Raw genomic sequence first — 19,061 nt, 5'->3', positions numbered from 1 at the left:
TTTTTAATTAAAACCATCATTTTCAATTCAATACCTCTAATGAAATATTTTCTATTAAAGAATCTTGCGAATAAAAAAAGTATTTTTTTAATAGGTTAATATGTCTATAGTTTTGAATGATACGTCCATTTAGATGATAGATCATTACTATAATTTTATATTTAATTAACAGATCCGATTTTATTATTTTCTAAATTAGATAGGGCACTAAAAAGATTTTAATAAAATTTAGGTATAGTACTAAAGTCTCTATAAATCCGCAGGGTATGATACTTTTAAATGAAACAAAATAAATTTCAATTATTGAGAAAAATTAAACAAACAAAAATTTAAAACTGCAAGTAAAATGACAGAAAAGACATTGAATAATAATAAAGTAATGAAAATTCTAGCTTCTTTTTTGGCTGTTTTTTTCTTATTTGTAACTAATGGATATTGTAAAAACCAAAACGATACCAAAACAGCATCAGCAGTATTGGAAAGACTTATTGGCAATCGTGCGAATGAGTTTGATTTGAGCATTGTTGAAAATAAAGACTCAAAAGAAGCGGATTGGTTTGAAGTAGAAACATCTGCAAATCGGGTAAAAATTAGAGCAACCTCAAATACCGCCCTTTGTTATGCGAGTTATAATTTCCTTAGAGATATTGGAGCCGTTTTGGTGAGTTGGGAGGGAAACAGAATCAATTTACCTAAGACTTGGCCAAAATATTCAAAAAAAGAATCTACACTATTTAAATATAGAGAGTATTTAAACGCTTGTACTTTTGGTTATACAACTCCGTGGTGGGATTGGAAACGTTGGGAACAGGAAATAGATTGGATGGCGTTTCACGGTATTAATCTGCCTACCGCATTGGAAGGGCAAGAAGCAGTTTGGCAACTATTATGGAAAGAGTACGGACTAACAGACACTCAATTGCAAGCGCATTTTGCAGGACCTGCTTTTTTGCCTTGGCAGAGAATGGGAAATATCAATAGCCTTGAAGGGCCGTTGCCACAAGATTGGATAAATAAAAAAGAAGACGTTCAAAAGAAAATATTACAAAGGATGCGAGCATTAGGCATGCATCCAGTTGTGCCGGCTTTTAGCGGTTATGTGCCAAAAGCATTTGCAGAAAAACATCCAAATTCAAAAATCAGTGAATTAAAAGATTGGTCAGGAGGAGGTTTTGCGAGTACCTATTTATTAGATTCCAAAGATCCTTTGTTTAAAGAAGTTGGAAAACGTTTTATAGAAATTTACACAAAAGTATATGGACAAGCTGATTTCTACTTGGCTGATTCCTTTAACGAAATAACACCGCCAGTTTCCAAAGAACATAAATATGAGGAACTGTCCGATTATGGGAAAACTATTTTCGAAACTATTAATGAAGCTTCTCCAGGTGCTACTTGGGTTATGCAAGGCTGGCTTTTTGGAGATAACAAAGAGTTTTGGACAAAGGAAGCAACCAAAGCTTTTCTTAGTAAAGTGCCAAACGACCGATTAATGATTCAGGATTATGCAAATGACCGATATAAAGTTTGGGAAAACCAAGAAGCTTTTTACGGAAAGCAATGGACTTACGGATATGTGCATAATTATGGCGGATCAAATCCTGTTTATGGAGATTTAAATTTTTATAAAAATGAGTTGACAAGTTTGTTGAAGAATCCTAATAAAGGAAACCTTACTGGTTATGGTGCAATGCCAGAGGGATTAAATAACAACTCAGTAGTTTATGAATACATTTATGACCTTCCGTGGTCTCAAGGAAAAGAATCCGTAAATGATTGGTTGCAACACTATTTAAACGCCAGATACGGAAAAACTTCGACTTCTGTTTTAAAAGCTTGGCAATTATTATTAGAATCCGTTTACAGCACTAAGTATTGGGAAACACGCTGGTGGAAGGACAGAGCCGGTGCTTATCTGTTTTTTAAAAGACCTACATTAAAAATAACTGAGTTTAAAGGCAATCCCGGAGATAAAGAAAAACTGAAACAGGCTATCGATGTTTTGAATAAAGAAGCTAAAAACTTTGATAAAAAGAATCTCTTTAATTATGATTTAATAGACGCTTCCAGACATTATTATTCACTTCGAATTGATGATTTACTAATTGAATGTGTCAAAGCGTATCAGGCAAAAGACATTGTAAAAGGAGATGAATTATTTAAAAAGATAGAAAAGTACGCTTTGGATATAGACACTATGATGTCAGGTCAACCTTTGAATAGCTTAGATAATTGGTTAAAATCAGCTTCGGATTATGGAAGTTCTCCTGATGAATCCAAATTGTACACAAAAAATGCAAAAACATTAATAACGCTTTGGGGAGGAGAAGGTCACTTGAATGATTACGCATCCAGATCATGGCATGGCATGTATAAAGGATTTTATTGGCCAAGATGGAAAATGTTTTTACAGACATTAAAAGAATCTGCAGTCAATAATAAACCATTTGATGAAACGAAGGAAAGAGAATCAATAAAACAATGGGAAACAAAATGGACTGAAAGCAAAGAAATGCATCAGTAGTTATCAATTCTATGTGTTTGAATTAATTACGTCCAACGGATTTGATATAAATATTTAACCAATAATTTAACCAAAAAATAAAAGCAATGTTAAAAAGTGATATAGACAAAGCTACAAGTTTTGAAAAGAGATTTGAGAACATAGGAACTGCAGTTTATGAGAACTCAGTAATAGGTTCCAAATCAGTAGCTAAAGAAATAGCAGATTTAATACGAGAAAAGCAGTCTCAAAATCAGTTATGTATATTGGGTTTGGCAACAGGATCCAGCCCAAAAAGCTTATATGCGGAGCTGGTTCGTCTTCATAAAGAAGAAGGATTGAGTTTTAAAAATGTAGTATCATTCAATTTAGATGAATATTACCCAATGGAACCAGATTCTATAAATAGTTATGTGCGATTTATGAAGGAGCTACTATTTAATCACATTGATATTTTACCAGAAAACGTACATATTCCTGACGGTACTTTATCAAAAGAAGTGATTGGGGATTATTGCAATGATTATGAAAGAAAGATCGAAGCGTTTGGAGGTCTTGATTTACAAATTTTAGGAATTGGAGGAAATGGTCACATTGGATTTAATGAATCGGGGTCGTTGCAAAATTCTAAAACCCGTTTAGTTGCTTTAGATCATATTACGCGTGTGGCTGCAAGCAAAGATTTTTCGGGTTTGAATAATACGCCAAGAACAGCGATTACTTTAGGTGTGAAAAAAATCATGGAAGCCAAAAGAGTTATACTGCTGGCTTGGGGCGAAGGAAAATCGAATATTATTAAAGATTCTGTAGAAGGTCCTGTGACGAATCAAGTTCCTGCTACTTTTTTGCAAGAGCATAATAATACCACTTTTGTATTAGACAAATCTGCAGCTTCAAAATTAACACGAATCAATACACCATGGTTGGTTGAAAATGTAAATTGGACAGATACACTAATACGAAAAGCAGTTTTAGGTTTGGCTTTGCATTTGAAAAAACCAATACTTATGCTAACTGATGCCGATTATATCGAGAATGGGATGAGTGATTTGCTAGCAGATTTAGGCCCAGCTTATGACATTAATATTCAAATTTTTAATAAACTGCAAAATACCATTACGGGTTGGCCAGGAGGAAAACCAAATGCCGATGACAGTAAACGTCCAGAGAGGGCTGAGCCTGCAAAAAAACGAGTACTTATTTTTAGTCCACATCCGGATGATGACATTATAAGTATGGGTGGAACTTTTAAACGTTTGCATGAACAAGGTCATGAGGTACATATAGGGTATCAAACTTCGGGAAATATTGCTGTTGCAGATGATGAAGCTTTACGATTCGCCAATTTCGTATGTGATTACAATGAAAAATTTAGAATCGCAAATAGTGAAGCTGATAGCATTTACAATAAATCACTTGAATTTCTTAACAATAAAAAGAACAGTGAAATTGATATTCCTGAAGTTAGAAATATTAAAGGCTTGATTCGAAAAGGGGAAGCTCAAGCTACATGTCATTTTGTGGGATTGCCAGATAGTCAGATTCATTTTATGGAATTACCGTTTTATGAAACAGGTACTATCGAGAAAAAACCATTGGGAGAAGAAGATATTCAGATAACTATGGATTTGATTGAAAAAATAAAACCGCATCAAATTTATGCAGCAGGAGATTTGGCAGATCCACATGGTACTCACAAAGTATGTTTGGATGCGATTTTTGAATCTGTAAAACGATTGAAAGAAAAAGAGTTCATGAAAGATTGCTGGCTTTGGCTTTATAGAGGTGCTTGGCAGGAATGGGGAATAGATGAAATCGAAATGGCGGTGCCAATGGGACCAGATCAGGTGTTAGAAAAGCGTAAAGCAATCTTCAAACATCAATCTCAAAAAGACGGAGTGGTTTTTCAAGGTTCAGACAGCAGAGAATTTTGGCAGCGTGCCGAAGATCGAAACAGAGAAACTGCAGATTTATATCATCAGCTTGGATTATCACATTATGCAGCCATGGAAGCCTTTGTAAAATGGGTGTATTGATAGGATTTTAACTATACAATAATAACGAAATAAGCTCGGTAAGTCTTATTCTCATTGGGTTTGCTAAAAATATCCATATTTGTGAATAATCTGTCCATTATTTTAACAAATCATTAATATTAATTTTGACAAAGAATTAACCAAATAACTAATTTAAATTCAATATGGAAAAACTTAAAATTTTATTATTCGCCTTTTTTGTAGGCTTATCAATTAATTGCTGGGCGCAAAAGGCAGAAGTGTCAGGTGTGGTTTTGGACGAGAAAGGTTTAACATTGCCTGGAGCAAATGTACTTGAAAGTGGAACTCAAAATAGTGCCACGACAGATTTTGACGGAAGATTTAAAATCTCTGTTTCAAACAAAAATGCAGTATTGATAATTTCATTTGTTGGGTTTGTAGAGAGACGTCTTCAATTAGATGGAGCAAAATCTAATTATACAATTAAGTTAAATTCTAGTGCGACTAGTTTAGAACAAGTAGTAGTGGTTGGTTACGGAAAAGGATCTCGTAAAAATTTAACATCAGCTGTTGCTTCTGTAAAATCTGATCAATTGAATAATGGTGTAATCGCTGATGTTGGTCAATTATTACAAGGTAAAGTTGCGGGTCTAAACGTTTCGACTAGTGGTGACCCTACTAAACCATCTTCAGTAGTTTTGCGTGGAGCTTCAACATTAAACAGTTCTCAAGGACCATTTTATGTTGTAGATGGTATTCCAGGTGTTGATATTTCTATTATTGCGCCAGAGGATATTGTTACTATTGATGTATTGAAAGATGCTGCTGCAACTGCTATTTATGGTAATCGTGCTGCAAATGGTGTTATTATGGTAACAACAAAAAGAGGAAGTAAAGACAAAACTCAAGTTAATTATAGCAATTATTTTGGTTTCGAGCAGGTTTCTAACCAACTTGATATGATGAATTCTACTCAATTAAGAGAATTCACAACTAAAAATAAATTAAATTTTACCCCACAAAATGATAAAGGAGCCGATACAGATTGGCAAAAAGAAATCCTTAGACCAGGTTACGCTAACTCAACAAGTCATAACCTTTCGATGAGTGGTGGTGGTGAGCACGGTAATTATTATGCAAGTTTAACTTATATCGATAAAGAAGGAGTTCTTATAGGGAATAACTTTTCAAGAGTAATTGCGCATTTAGCAGTTGAACAAAATGCTTTTGATGATCATGTTAAATTTGGTTTGAATGTTACTAATTCAAATAGCGGATACAATAATGTGCCTCAGCGTAACGCAGTACTTTTACAGTCAGTGAGTCACCTTCCTGTTTCACCAGTTACAAATCCTGATGGAACTTATTTTGAAAATTTCATTCAAACAGGTTATTTCAATCCAGTTGCTATGATCAATCATGCAGATGATGATACGAAAACTAATAATTTTGTTGGTAGTTTCACAACAGAAGTAAAACTTCCTTGGGGATTCACTTATAACTTAAATCTTTCTTATCAACAATTAAATTCATTGCATGGTGAGTATTATGATAGTTACTATCAACAATATAATAGTGCGAATTTCTACAATAATCCTGATCCACCTCAAACTCGTACATTAGTGAATTTTGGTGTAAATGGATCAGCATTAAGAAATTCATACCAGACTTCTAACACTATTGTAGAGAGCTTTTTAAATTGGGACAAGACTTTTGGTGAACATAAATTGAAAGCTGTTATCGGTTATTCATGGCAGGAAGATGTTTTGGGTGATGGTTTTCAAGCAACAAACACTAATTTTCCTGTAGACGATGTTAGCTATAATAATCTTGCTTTAGGTAATTATGCAGCAGTTTCAGGGTATAGAGTTGATTTTGGTGACAGTAAAGCGTATCAGAAAAAACGTTTAATTTCTGAATTTGCACGTTTGAATTACAATTACAAAGACAAATATCTTTTACAAGGATCGATAAGAAGAGACGGAGGTTCCGTATTTGGATCAAACAATCAGTGGGGTTATTTCCCTTCAGTAGGTGGTGCTTGGAGAATTGATAAAGAAGGTTTCATGCAAAATCAAAAAGTTTTCACTGATTTAAAACTTCGTGCAAGTTATGGTGAAACAGGTAACTCTTCTGGATTTAATGCTTATACAGCTCAATTTATCTCAGGAAGTCTAGGTACGTTTTATAACAATGGGCAACAAACAGGTGCCTATGGACCAAATCAAGCTGCTAATCCAGATTTAAATTGGGAAAAAACAGCCACTACAAATATTGGTGTTGATTTTGGTATACTTAAAGGGAGAGTATCTGGTTCTGTTGAGGTGTATGACAAGAAAACGACAGATATGATTTATAATTATACTGTAAATCCAGCACTTGTACCAGTAGGAACAATTGTAGCAAATGGAGGTAATATGTCAAACAAAGGAGTTGAAGTTTCCTTAAATATTGTTCCAATTAAAACCGAAAAATTTAGCTGGACAACAAATTTAAATTATTCACACAACGAAAATAAAATTACCAAATTGACAAATCCATATTTTATTGGTGGAGATTCAATACGAAGAGTTCAACCTGATGGAGGTGGTCAAACAGGTAGTACTTTGCAAATTTTTAAAGAAGGAAAACCTCTTGGACAATTCTTTACACTTCAATATGAAGGAAAAAATGCAGCTGGTGTTTCTCAATACCTTGCAAAAGATGGTAGTTTAACAACGAATCCAGCTATTGGTACTGATTACCATTATGCAGGTAGTGCACAACCTAAATTTTTATTGGGATGGGATAATAATTTCACTTACAAAAAATTTGATTTGAACATATTTTTCCGTGGAGTATTTGGTAATAAAATTTTCAACGCTACTCGTGCTGACTTATTCAGACCAAGTACTGCAATGACAAACAATATTCTTGTAGAAGCTGCAAATGAATCCCCAAGTGACCTTAATGCTTATAAATATTCAACACGTTTCATTGAGGACGGTAGCTATTTCCGATTAGACAATATGACCTTGGGTTATGATTTTGGAAAAGTTGGTAAGTACATCAAAAAGTTCCGCATCTATGAGACAGTAAATAACGTGTTTGTTATTACTAAGTATAAAGGAATTGATCCTGAAGTAGAACAAGGAGGAACAGCTCCGGGTGTAGATTCAAATAACTTTTATCCAAAAACTACAACCTTTTTGTTTGGTTTGAACGTGATATTCTAAAAATTAAATTGTAAACACTATGAAAAATATATTAAAATATTTAGGGCTTCCAATACTTGCTGTTGGTTTATTATGGTCTTGCGAGGATCTTGATGTGCCTATCACTACACAACTTACACCAGATGTATTTCCACAGAATTCATCACAATATATTCAATCATCTGGTGCAGTATATGCTGCTTTCCGTGGAGATTTCGCATTTTCCTGGTGGTGGTCACAGTCTATAACTACCGATGAAGCTATTATGCCTGCACGTGGTGGTAACTGGTTTGATAATAGAGCCTATGCTTGCCAACACTATCATGATTGGACTCCAGACAATGGAGTTGGTCCTTGGGATTGGGCAGAAAAAGTTATCGGAACGAGCAATCAGACCATTGCAATTTTAGATAAAGCAATGCCTAGTGGTACAGAAAAATCAACAATGATTTCTGAATTAAAAACGATGCGTGCTATTTCTTATTTTATGTTGATGGATTCTTACGGAGGTGTACCATTAGACACGGTAAATGGGGATTTTACCTCTAAAGCCAGATCTACTCGTATTGAAGTTTTTAATTTCATTGAAAAAGAATTAAAAAAGGCTCTTCCTAATTTAAATGCTGCATCTGGTATAACAACTTATGGTAGACCAAATAAACAAACAGCGAATGCTTTGCTTGCTAAGTTGTATTTGAATGCTGAAGTTTATACAGGTACTCAACGTTATAATGATTGTATTTTGGCTTGTGATGAGGTAACTAAGTCCGGATTATATGCAATTGAGCCAAGAGCTACTTATTTACAGATGTTTTATCCAACTAATGGTCCTGCAATGAAAGAATTTATTTTTGCAGTTCCTTATGATCCTGCTGCTACAACTGTAGGTTTCAATGGACAAATGTATCATGCTCGTTACGATGTGCCTCGTTCTGAAAGAACAAAGTTTGGTCTTCCTTTTACGCCAAGTGCGCCTAGAAGTACTTTACCATCATTTTACGCTTATTTTGACGATGCTAATGATATTCGTAACAAACAATGGTTAACAGGTTTACAATTCTTGAATGATGGTGTTACTCCAGTAAGAGTTACGACAACTAAGAAAGGATATGATCAGTTCTATACAGGTTCAGATGCTAGTGCTACTTATACGTATCAGGTAAACTTAACACCAGATATTGTTCTTCGTCAGAATCCAGCTTTGTTCGATTGTGGAGATGATGAGATTGCATGGAATATGGGGTACAGAAACATTAAATTTTATCCTGATGCTACTTCAACAAGCCGTAATCAAAATAATGACGTACCATTTTTACGTTTTTCAGATGTTGTCTTGATGAAAGCGGAAGCAATTCTTCGTGGAGGTAGTCCAACTTTGGGAGAAACAGCTCTTTCATTGGTAAACAAGGTTCGTTCGAACCGTTCTACTTCTGCTGCGTGGTCAGGTGTAACTTTAGAAGATCTTTATAAAGAAAGATGTCGTGAATTTGCTTGGGAAGCATGGCATAGAAACGACATGATTCGTTTTGGTAAATATGAAGGTCAATGGGGATTCAAAACAAATGCGGAGACATATCGTCGTATTTTCCCAATTCCAACTTATGCTAAGGCTTTAAACCCTAATTTAGTTCAGAATCCTGGTTATCCACAATAAAAAAAATAGTTTTAAACAATAGCTGCAAGTACGGTTTAATTCTATTACTAAAAAGGAGAGGAAGATTTAATTTCTTCTCCTTTTTTATTAAAAAGTTTAAGAAGTCTCATTTTTCACTCTTGAATATTAGGATGATTTTTTTAGGCTTTATTATTTTGCTGTTATCGACTGATAACAAAAATCAAATAATCTCTTTGCAAACTTTTTTTTGAATTGATTAATTGGTCTATAAAAACCAATTCAATTGATACAAATGTACAGCTCTCATGAAGTCCTATCAATATAAATAGAAGACATGAAATTAAATAAAATTTATAAAGTTGGATACATTGGAATAAGTCTTGTCCTTATTTTATTAGTGTCATGTAAAACGGGAAAAACAGCTTCTCATCCAAAGGAACAGTCAAATGAACAATTGGTGGATAAGGTGTACCCTTTGCTCGATACTGAAAATTCAAGGTGGTTTTTCTTTTCCTCTGCAAGCCGACCGTTCGGAATGGTCAATTTAAGTCCTGATACAGCAATTAATGGTGATTGGGGAGGCGGATATAAGTCCAATATAGATACAATAAAAGGTTTTAGTCATATTCATGAATGGCAAATGTCTGGGGTTTCGGTAATGCCTGTAACAATTTCCAGCGAGAATAAAGTTACTATTTTCAAAGATTTTTATTCTAAATTCAGTCATCAAACAGAGAAAATAACGCCAGGTTATCATTCACTTATATTGGATAGATATAAAATAACTACTGAATTAACCAGTACCAAAAGAGTAGGTTTTCATAGATATACGTTTCCTGTTAATGCTCAAAAAACAATTCTTTTCAATTTGAATACAGTTTTGGGGCCTTGCGATAATACCAATGGAAAATTAGAAAAAAATAACGACTACGAACTTTCCGGTTCATTAGTATTAAGCACTAATTTTAGACGTCCAAAACCATTGACAGTTTTTTATAAAATTAAATTTAATGAACCTATTACTTCGATAGAGCACAATGATGCTACTGGTAATTATTTAGTTAATTTAGGTAAAACCGATAAAAAATTATTGATGAAAGTAGGGATTTCTTATACTTCGGTTGAGAATGCTTCCATTAATATTCAACAAGAATTACCACATTGGGATTTTGATAAAGTTGTTACAGAATCAAAAACTGAATGGAATAATTTATTAGGAAGAATTAAGGTCGAAGGCGGAACAGAAACCGATCAAAGACGATTTTACACGGATCTTTGGCACGCTTTGCAGGGGCGAAAAATGATTAGTGATGCAAATGGCGCCTATCCTGACAACACGGGAGAAAAATTCAGAATTGGACAATTACCACTTAATGAAAATGGAAAACCAAAATTCAATCAATATAATTCTGATTCGTTTTGGGGAGCTCAGTGGACAATAAATACACTTTGGGGGCTTGTCTATCCTGAGATTATGGAAGAATTTGTTCATTCATTAATGCAATATTATAAAGATGGAGGGATGATTCCTCGTGGACCATCTGGAGGAAATGATACGTATGTAATGACTGGGGCTTCGACTACGCCTTTTATTGTTAGTGCCATTCAAAAAGGTTTAATAAAAGAAGATTTAGAATCCATTTATGTTGCATTGAAAAAAAACCATATGCTAAATGGTATTATGGGAAAAGCCGGATACGAGCATAATACAAATAGTGGTGGAGGATTAAAATATTATATGGAAAAAGGCTTTGTTCCTTATCCACTACCAGATGGTGAATTTGGCAGTCATCAGGATGGAGCCAGCATGACTTTGGAATATGCGTATCAGGATTGGACTTTGGCGCAATTGGCAAAAAAACTAAATCATGAAGAAGATTATAAGTATTTTTTAGCTAGATCTAAAAATTACCAAAATGTTTTTGACAAAACAGTAGGATGGATGCGTCCTAAAGATGTGGATGGAAAATGGCGCGAAAATTTCGACCCGTATCAATATGAAAATGGGTTTATAGAATCAAATGGAGCGCAGTCAACTTGGTTTGTGCCACATGATATTAATGGTTTAGTGGAGTTAATGGGGGGAAAAGAAAAAGCGATAGAAAAATTAAACACTCAATTTGAAACTGCAAAAAAGCAAAATTTTACCTCTGGAATTTCTCATGATGCGGAATTGCATCCTGAGTTTAGCCGTATTCCAATTAATTTTGGTAATCAGCCTTCAATCCAAACTTCCTATATTTTTAATCTATTGGGAAGACCTGATTTAACGCAGTATTGGACAAGAAATGTGGTAAAAGAAACTTTTAGCGGATTGGCTCCAAACACAGGTTACAATGGAGATGAAGATCAAGGTTTAATGGGAAGTTTAAACGTATTGCTCAAAATTGGTTTGTTTCAAATGAACGGTGGGACAGAGGAAAATCCAGAATATTTGATTGGAAGCCCATTGTTTAATAAAGTGTCTATTCAGTTAAATCCAAAGTATTATAAAGGCAAAAATTTTGTTATTGAAGCCATTAATAATAGTGCAGAAAATGTTTATATAAATGAAATAAAATACAATAATCAGCCTCTGAAAAACTTTAGTATTTCTCAAAAGGATATTACAAGTGGAGGTGAATTAATTTTAGAAATGGCTGATAAGCCAAAGCATTAATTCCTTAAATTGAATGCTGTCAATAAGATGCAAAACAACGACTAAAGAAATAAAATAAGCAAATGAAAAGATATACTAAGGTTATGATTTTTTTAGGGGTATCGTTATTCTTTACTAAGATTGACGCCCAAAATCAGCTTCATAATTATGTAGATCCCATGATCGGGTCAGAAGGGGATGGTAGAGTTTTTGTCGGTCCGTCATGTCCTTATGGTATGGTAAAACCAAGTCCGGATTGTACCGTGAGTCCAAATAGTGGATGGTTGCCGTTACCAAAGGAAGTAACAGGATTTAGCCAAGTTCACGTAAGCGGAACTGGTGGCGGACCAAAATATGGGAACATCCAAATCATGCCTTTTTCTGGTGCTTTGGATAAGTTAGATCAAACTTCTCTTAGAGCTGAAGAAAATGTAAAGTTGGGTTATTATGAAACGGTCTTTAAAGAAAATCAGATAAAGACTGAAATTACAACTGCCGAGAAAGCTTCTTTCTATCGCATTACGTATCCCAAAAACGCATCCAAAGAGTTAAAGATTGATCCAGGTTTTTTCTTGGGTGAAAATCCTGTACCCAACTCAAGAGAATCGCAACAATTTGTGGGATCCCAAATAGAAATTGTTTCGGATACCGAAGTGAGAGGCTACAGCAGAATTAGAGGCGGATGGAATAACGGTCGTGCTTATACCGTTTATTTTTGGGCAGTTTTCGATCAGCCAATTGCTAAATATGTAACTTGGAAAGACGGAAAATTTTATGCCAATCAATCGGCTCAATTTGATTCAGGGAAAAAAACTGGAGCTTTGCTTTCTTTTGGAACAGCAGGAAAACAAGAACTAAACGTTAAAATCGGAATCTCTTTTTTAAGTGAATTAAAAGCAAAAAATAATATTCAGGAAGAAATTCCGCATTGGGATTTTAATAAAGTTTTATCAGCCTTAGAAAATAAATGGGAGCAATTATTAAGTCGCATTAAACTTTCACCTGATACTTCTGTAGAGTATAAAAAAATGTTTTACACAGGTTTGTATCACACGATGATAATGCCTGTTGACAGAACAGGAGAGAATCCTTTATGGGAAAATGATGGACCGTATTATGATGATTTTTATACAATTTGGGATACTTTTAGAACATCTAGTCCTTTGATAACGCTGATTGACACAAAGCGTCAGGTTGAAATTATTAATGCCATGCTCAATATCTACAAGCATGATGGTTATTTGCCGGAAGGAAGAAGCGGAAATGATAACGGCCGTACGCAAGGCGGTTCTAATGCCGAGACTGTACTAGCCGATGCTTTTGTGAAAAAGGTAAAGGGAATCGATTATGAGTTGGCACTGCAAGCCATGCTTAAGGATGCTGAAGTGCCACCGGGAGGAAATGAAGAGAGAGAAGGAAGAGGTGGATTGAAAGAATATTTAAAATTAGGCTACGTGCCTTATGGAATTGACCGCGCAGGAAACCGTACCATGGATTATGCGTACAACGATTACAATATTGCGATTGTTGCCAAAGGTTTGAACCACACCGATACTTATGACAGATACATAAAACAATCCGAAAATTGGAAGAATTTATGGCGTGACGATTATGAAAATAATGGTTCGAAAGGATTTATCATGCCGAAAGATGCTTCTGGAAAATGGTTGGATGATGTTGTTTTTGGAGAATCTAAAATTCAGAAACCAACATTTAAATATACTCCAACAATTACTGAGTCTCCTTGGTATGTGTGTCATTGGTGCGTATTTTTTTATGAAGGAACGTCTTGGGAATATTCATTAAGTGTTCCGCATGACTTGCCCGAAGTAGTTCGTAAATCAGGTGGTGATTTGGCTTTCCAAAAAAGATTGGATACATTTTTTGACAACAAATTATACGATGTTTCAAATGAGCCTTCTTTCTTGGCGCCTACGATGTATCATTGGATAGGAAAACCATATTTGAGCAGTGACAGAATCAAGGGAATTATTAAGGAGAGTTTCAATACTTCCCATGCAGGGCTGCCGGGTAATGACGATTCGGGAGCGATGTCTTCTTGGTTGGCTTTCCACATGATAGGATTGTATCCAAACGCTGGTCAACCTTATTATTTATTGAATACGCCTTTAATTGAAGAAACCACTTTGCAGTTGGAAGAAGGTAAAACTTTTAAGATAACGGCTAAAAATTTGAGTGATACCAAGAAGTATATAAAATCGGCTTTGTTAAATGGAAAACCTTATAATCAAGCATGGATTTTACACGAAGATATCGTTAAGGGAGGCGAATTGATTTATGAAATGGATTCAAAACCTTCGACTTGGGGAACAACTATTTTACCGCCAACAAAATAAAAATATTCAAAGATGAAAAATATAATTTTAGCAATCGTTTTTTGTTCGCTTTTCCAAGTAGTGAAGGCACAAGATTATACACCTACGATTAAAAACAAAACCGAATTAAATTATGTCTGTAAATTGCATGGACAAACGAGAACTCTAACCTTAACCACTAAAATGGCTGACGATAAGCTTGTCATGAATTTGGATACAAAAGGTGTAAAAAACAGCAATATCATAATTAGTCAGGAAGGCTTGAAAAAAGGAAATGCGTTAAGTTTCAATCAAGGCGAGGATTTACAGGTTATAGTCTTGAAACCGACAGAAACTTTCTTTATGATTTCGCAATCGGCTTATCAGGATTTACTAAAAAACAACAAGTTTGTTTATAACAACACAACTTATGTTTTAGACCAAAGTGTGGACAAAAATCTTTTTTGGTTAGACGGAAAAGCAATTGATGTTTTACACGTAATCGCACAGATTGACGAAACAGAAATGTGGATTGTAAAAAATCCTGATTACCCTTTAATCTGTAAAATGACCAAAAATCCGCTTGGTATAAATTGGTCATTAGTGAAAGTAGTTGATAAGTGATTTATTGATCTTAGAGACTCTGTTTATTTACCGCAAAGTTCGCAAAGTTTTCATCTCTTTATAAGTATTCCGCAAAGTTCGCAAAGCGTTGCGTTCCTTGTGTTTTTCGAAAAGTAAAATCCTTGCGTTCCTTGCGGTAAAAAATAACATTACTATTAGAGTTTGCTTTACGATTGATAAAGTCATTTAGTTTTTCATAAACGCCCCTTTTATTAACTTAAACCAACCAAAGAACTACAGTATGAAACATCAAATGAGCCGTGGAGAATTTATTAGATTATCGAGTTTAACATTAGCGGGAGCTTTGGTTAGCGATATTGTTTCTGCCAATGATTTTTTTTCAAATAATAATACAGCGAAAGAAGATATTCAATTAATGAAAAAACTCATTTTGAACAATGATGCTAAAGTGAAAAGCATATTGAATAGAGCGCCAATTGATCCAACTATGCGGGTCAGTAATTTTCGTCCTATAGCAAGTTCCATCGCAATTATGTCGGCTTCAATATCCAATTCTGGATCTGAATATTATAAGTCTAAACTTGTTGCAGACAAACTAAATCAAGCAATAGACGTTTTGTTGAAAGAACAATATCCTGATGGCACATTAGACGCTGGTGGAAATATGCAATCCCCGCCGGATACTGCCTTTATCCTAGAAAATATTTGTCCAGCAGCAACAGTATTGAATCTTGAAAAGCAAAAAGATTTAGAGCCGTTGAGAAACAAATTGAAAAAATTTATTATAAATGCAGGCGAAGCTATGGTTACAGGAGGTGTGCATACTCCAAATCACAGATGGGTTATTTGCGCTGCTTTGGCAAATATAAATTCACTTTATCCAGACGCCAGATATGTTCGAAGAATTGATCAATGGCTTGCGGAAGGTATTTATATCAATGAAGATGGAGATTATTCAGAGCGAAGTGGCGTGTATTCTGCGGTGATCGACAAGGCGTTAATTACGATGGCAAGGTTACTGAATAAACCAGAATTATTAGAGATAGTCACCAAAAACCTAACGACTTATTATTATCATACAGAAACTAACGGAGACATAGTTACGGTTAATTCCAAAAGGCAGGATCAATTTATGAATTTGACTATTGTGAAATTTTATTCTGCATACCGTTATATGGCAATTCATACCAATAATCCAATGTTTGCTCATATGGTTAATCTTATTGAAAATCTTCCAAGTTTTACCAATGAAGTGCTGTCGGATTCGTTAGTTTTTTTTATGGAAAACAGTGAGCTCCGAAAACAAATTCCTGTTGTAGGCAAGGTTGAAAACGATTTTGAAAAGTTTTTTGCAGTATCTAATTTGGCGAGAATCAGACGCGGAAAAACTTCTGTAACATTATTCGGAGGTAATGATAAACCTATAATAGTTGTTTCGGGGAGGTCTTCAAATCCTAACTTTTTGATGTATAGAAAAGGCGACTCAATACTAAAATACATGCGTCTTTCGACTTCGTTTTTTAGGCTCGGCTATTTTAGCAGTGATGGCATTGTCAAAGAAGGAAATAAATACATCTTGAAGGAAACTAAAGAAGGAGATTATTATCAGCCTTTAACTCCAGAATTTTATAAAGCCAATGGAGATTATAAATTATCGGAATCTCCCGATGGAAGATTTTGGAATAAAATGGACTTTGATTCAAGAACTAAAAGTAATGTGAAAAAGCAAGTCACAGTCATTGAAGTTACAGAAAACAATGGAAGTTTAAGTATAGATTTTAAAGTAGATGGTCCGCCAAATGTTGAAGTGACAATCGAAATGTGTTTTAATGAAGGAAGCAACATTGCTGGAGCGGTAAAGGATGAAAAGAAAAATTATTTTCTTAAATCTGGATTAGGCACTCTAACCACAGGAGTAGATACCATCCAATTCGGACCAGGAAAATGCGAACATCTGAACATAGAAAATCTAGACAGCGAAGAATATACATATCATCAAGGGACTTTGCGTACTAGTGGAGATCACGTTTACATAACTGGATTTACGCCTTTTCACCATAAAATGACAATTTCGTAATAATCTAAAGATTTTTTTTGGGGATTGTTGGAAGTATATTTTTAATTTTACGAAAATTAAATTAAATCTATAAAATATTTGAAATTATGAAATTACCATTTATTACTGCTTTACTATTTTCTTGTATTTGTTTTGGTCAAAATAATACAGACACCAGTTTGTATATGAAGGGCGAAAAATCAGATAAAATAACGTATCTGACTGACATAGGTTCAGAATCAGGAGATTTATACAAAACAATTGGACATCACGGCCCAGCAATCGAAAACGAGTGGATGGGATTGAGAATCTATTTTAGTGATAAAGTAGCTATCGATGTTTATAATAAAGCAAAAGCAGGTTTAGAGTTGAAAAAAGCACAATGGTATCCAACTCCAGAACAGCAAAAAGAAGGTTGGGGAGCTGATTATTATAAAGTGGCTTCTACAGTAGGTTTAGGAGGAGTAAAACTTTGGGACGGAGAAAAAGTTGTTCCGTTGAATCCTGTAACAAATCGTTTAGCTCGCGTTGGAAAAACAGACACCACTTCATGGATGGAAATGATTTCAAAAGGAGTTCCATACAAAGGGAAAAAAGTAGATATTTTAGTTCGTGTTACTGTGTTTTCGGGTAAAAGAGATGCTAAAGTAGAAGCAGTTAGTTTAACTGGAGAAAAAGTGCAATTTGCTACAGGAGTGAATTATTTTAAAGATTTTCAAACCAAAAAAGGAGCTAATTATATCGCTGTATGGGGAAAACATCCTGAAGACGTAGCTGCAGAGGTTATAGAAATTGGAGCAGCAATAATGTACAATCCTAAAGATTATGAAAAAAATACAGATGATGGAACACAATATTTGTTAATCTCAAAACCAACTAAATCTTTAGAAACAAAAATCATTTCTTCAAGTGCAAGAGAAACAGAATTAAACACTTTGGATAAATTAGAAGCTTTTATAAAAAAGTAAGATTATTTAAAAATATTGTTTCCCAAAGTATTGAAATAAATCAAACGGGAAAGATCCTCATAAAGGATTAATTATTAGAACAAAAAAATAGAAATTAAGAGTAAGTAATGGCTGTAAACATTCGAAAATATTGTCCTATTCTATTAATTTTAGGAGTCATTATTTGCAGCTTTACAACTGATGGCATACGTCTTAATGATATTCAGGTTATCGGTAGCCATAATTCCTATAAGATGGCTATCGAGAAACCTTTGTTTGATTATTTATTCAAAATAGATTCTTCAAGAGCAAAATCATTGCAATACAGTCATATTCCTCTGGAACAGCAATTGGATTTAGGTTTGCGAAATTTAGAATTGGATGTTTTATATGATCCCAACGGTGGTTATTACTCGAACCCGAAAGGATTAGAAATTGTGAAAAGTATGGGGCAAGTACCTATGGCTTTCGATAAGGAGCAAAAGCTTAAAAAACCAGGTTTAAAAATGTTTCATATTCAGGATATTGATTTTAGAAGTCATTATTTATTGTTTCGAGAAGGTTTATTAGCTTTAAAAAAATGGTCTGATAAAAACCCAAATCACACGCCCATTTTTATTTTGATGAATACAAAAGATCAAGCTGTTGAAAATTTGCGAAAGCCATTGCCTTTTACAACAAAAGCTTTGGATAGTATTGATATAGAAATAAAAAGTGTTTTTTCTAATAAACAGCTTATTACGCCAGATTTGGTAAGAGGAAATTTTAAAACATTAGAAGAAGCAATTCTCAAAAAAGGATGGCCAGAATTGAAGGATGTAAAAGGGCGTTTTCTTTTTGTATTAGATGAAAAGGAAGATAAGATCAATCGGTATTTAGAGAATCATTTCTCGCTAAAAAACAGAGTTTTATTTGTCAATAGTAAAGAGGGGAATCCTGAAGCAGCATTCCGAATCATAAATGACCCGATTAAGCATTTTGATTATATAAAAGAATTAGTATCGAAAGGTTATATGGTTCGCACCAGAGCCGATTCTGATACCAAGCAAGCCAGAACCAATGATTATACTTCGTTTGAAAAAGCCAAAGCATCCGGAGCACAAGTAATTTCGACCGATTATTATGTGCCAAGTAAATTGTTTAAATCGGATTTCAAGATTTCTTTTGAAAACAACACTTTTGAAAGAATAAAATAATTCTAAAATAAATTC

At 34.3% G+C, this 19,061-nt stretch carries 10 protein-coding genes; all 10 read left to right on the top strand.

From position 1 onward, the window contains the following. The first annotated feature begins 346 nt into the window (after nucleotides 1-346). The 10 genes from ACUN3A_RS02825 to ACUN3A_RS02780 all read left to right on the top strand — a co-directional run bounded on the left by ACUN3A_RS02825 (nucleotide 347) and on the right by ACUN3A_RS02780 (nucleotide 19,046). A complete protein-coding gene (locus tag ACUN3A_RS02825; protein ID WP_445549838.1) occupies nucleotides 347-2,524 on the top strand; it encodes an alpha-N-acetylglucosaminidase in 2,178 nt (725 codons plus the stop codon). An 86-nt stretch (nucleotides 2,525-2,610) separates the two neighbouring features. Then, on the top strand, nucleotides 2,611-4,539 hold the full coding sequence (nagB, locus tag ACUN3A_RS02820) for a glucosamine-6-phosphate deaminase (protein ID WP_445549837.1): 1,929 nt from the start codon (nucleotides 2,611-2,613) through the stop codon (nucleotides 4,537-4,539). A 164-nt stretch (nucleotides 4,540-4,703) separates the two neighbouring features. Then, nucleotides 4,704-7,715 (top strand): SusC/RagA family TonB-linked outer membrane protein, encoded by a 3,012-nt coding sequence (locus ACUN3A_RS02815; protein ID WP_445549836.1) that lies wholly within the window; start codon nucleotides 4,704-4,706, stop codon nucleotides 7,713-7,715. Nucleotides 7,716-7,734: 19 nt separating this feature from the next. Next, the gene (locus tag ACUN3A_RS02810) at nucleotides 7,735-9,348 is read left to right on the top strand and encodes a RagB/SusD family nutrient uptake outer membrane protein (RefSeq protein WP_445549835.1); all 1,614 of its coding nucleotides are present in this window, start codon (nucleotides 7,735-7,737) and stop codon (nucleotides 9,346-9,348) included. Nucleotides 9,349-9,643: 295 nt separating this feature from the next. Continuing rightward, nucleotides 9,644-11,968, top strand: a complete 2,325-nt coding sequence (locus tag ACUN3A_RS02805) for a GH92 family glycosyl hydrolase (RefSeq protein ID WP_445549834.1) — start codon at nucleotides 9,644-9,646, stop codon at nucleotides 11,966-11,968. A gap of 62 nt (nucleotides 11,969-12,030) precedes the next feature. Further along, nucleotides 12,031-14,304 (top strand): GH92 family glycosyl hydrolase, encoded by a 2,274-nt coding sequence (locus tag ACUN3A_RS02800; RefSeq protein WP_445549833.1) that lies wholly within the window; start codon nucleotides 12,031-12,033, stop codon nucleotides 14,302-14,304. A gap of 12 nt (nucleotides 14,305-14,316) precedes the next feature. After that, complete coding sequence (locus tag ACUN3A_RS02795) at nucleotides 14,317-14,886, top strand: hypothetical protein (RefSeq protein WP_445549832.1); 570 nt, start codon at nucleotides 14,317-14,319, stop codon at nucleotides 14,884-14,886. A 241-nt stretch (nucleotides 14,887-15,127) separates the two neighbouring features. Further along, a complete protein-coding gene (locus ACUN3A_RS02790; protein WP_445549831.1) occupies nucleotides 15,128-16,924 on the top strand; it encodes a hypothetical protein in 1,797 nt (598 codons plus the stop codon). Between the two features lie 86 nt (nucleotides 16,925-17,010). After that, nucleotides 17,011-17,871 (top strand): DUF4861 family protein, encoded by an 861-nt coding sequence (locus tag ACUN3A_RS02785; protein WP_445549830.1) that lies wholly within the window; start codon nucleotides 17,011-17,013, stop codon nucleotides 17,869-17,871. 107 nt (nucleotides 17,872-17,978) lie between these two features. After that, nucleotides 17,979-19,046, top strand: a complete 1,068-nt coding sequence (locus ACUN3A_RS02780) for a phosphatidylinositol-specific phospholipase C1-like protein (protein ID WP_445549829.1) — start codon at nucleotides 17,979-17,981, stop codon at nucleotides 19,044-19,046. Nucleotides 19,047-19,061 lie beyond the last annotated feature (15 nt).

Source organism: Flavobacterium sp. WC2509 (genome assembly GCF_052683105.1).
Note: the sequence above shows the minus strand (reverse complement) of the source record. Positions and strands in the feature narration are given on the sequence as shown.

What these genes read in the sequence shown, in the direction of transcription:
- ACUN3A_RS02800 (WP_445549833.1), top strand. Translation starts at nt 12,031, where the DNA reads ATGAAAAGATATACTAAGGTTATGATTTTTTTAGGGGTATCGTTATTC.
- ACUN3A_RS02780 (WP_445549829.1), top strand. Translation starts at nt 17,979, where the DNA reads ATGGCTGTAAACATTCGAAAATATTGTCCTATTCTATTAATTTTAGGA.
- ACUN3A_RS02825 (WP_445549838.1), top strand. Translation starts at nt 347, where the DNA reads ATGACAGAAAAGACATTGAATAATAATAAAGTAATGAAAATTCTAGCT.
- ACUN3A_RS02815 (WP_445549836.1), top strand. Translation starts at nt 4,704, where the DNA reads ATGGAAAAACTTAAAATTTTATTATTCGCCTTTTTTGTAGGCTTATCA.
- ACUN3A_RS02785 (WP_445549830.1), top strand. Translation starts at nt 17,011, where the DNA reads ATGAAATTACCATTTATTACTGCTTTACTATTTTCTTGTATTTGTTTT.
- ACUN3A_RS02795 (WP_445549832.1), top strand. Translation starts at nt 14,317, where the DNA reads ATGAAAAATATAATTTTAGCAATCGTTTTTTGTTCGCTTTTCCAAGTA.
- ACUN3A_RS02810 (WP_445549835.1), top strand. Translation starts at nt 7,735, where the DNA reads ATGAAAAATATATTAAAATATTTAGGGCTTCCAATACTTGCTGTTGGT.
- ACUN3A_RS02805 (WP_445549834.1), top strand. Translation starts at nt 9,644, where the DNA reads ATGAAATTAAATAAAATTTATAAAGTTGGATACATTGGAATAAGTCTT.
- ACUN3A_RS02790 (WP_445549831.1), top strand. Translation starts at nt 15,128, where the DNA reads ATGAAACATCAAATGAGCCGTGGAGAATTTATTAGATTATCGAGTTTA.
- nagB (WP_445549837.1), top strand. Translation starts at nt 2,611, where the DNA reads ATGTTAAAAAGTGATATAGACAAAGCTACAAGTTTTGAAAAGAGATTT.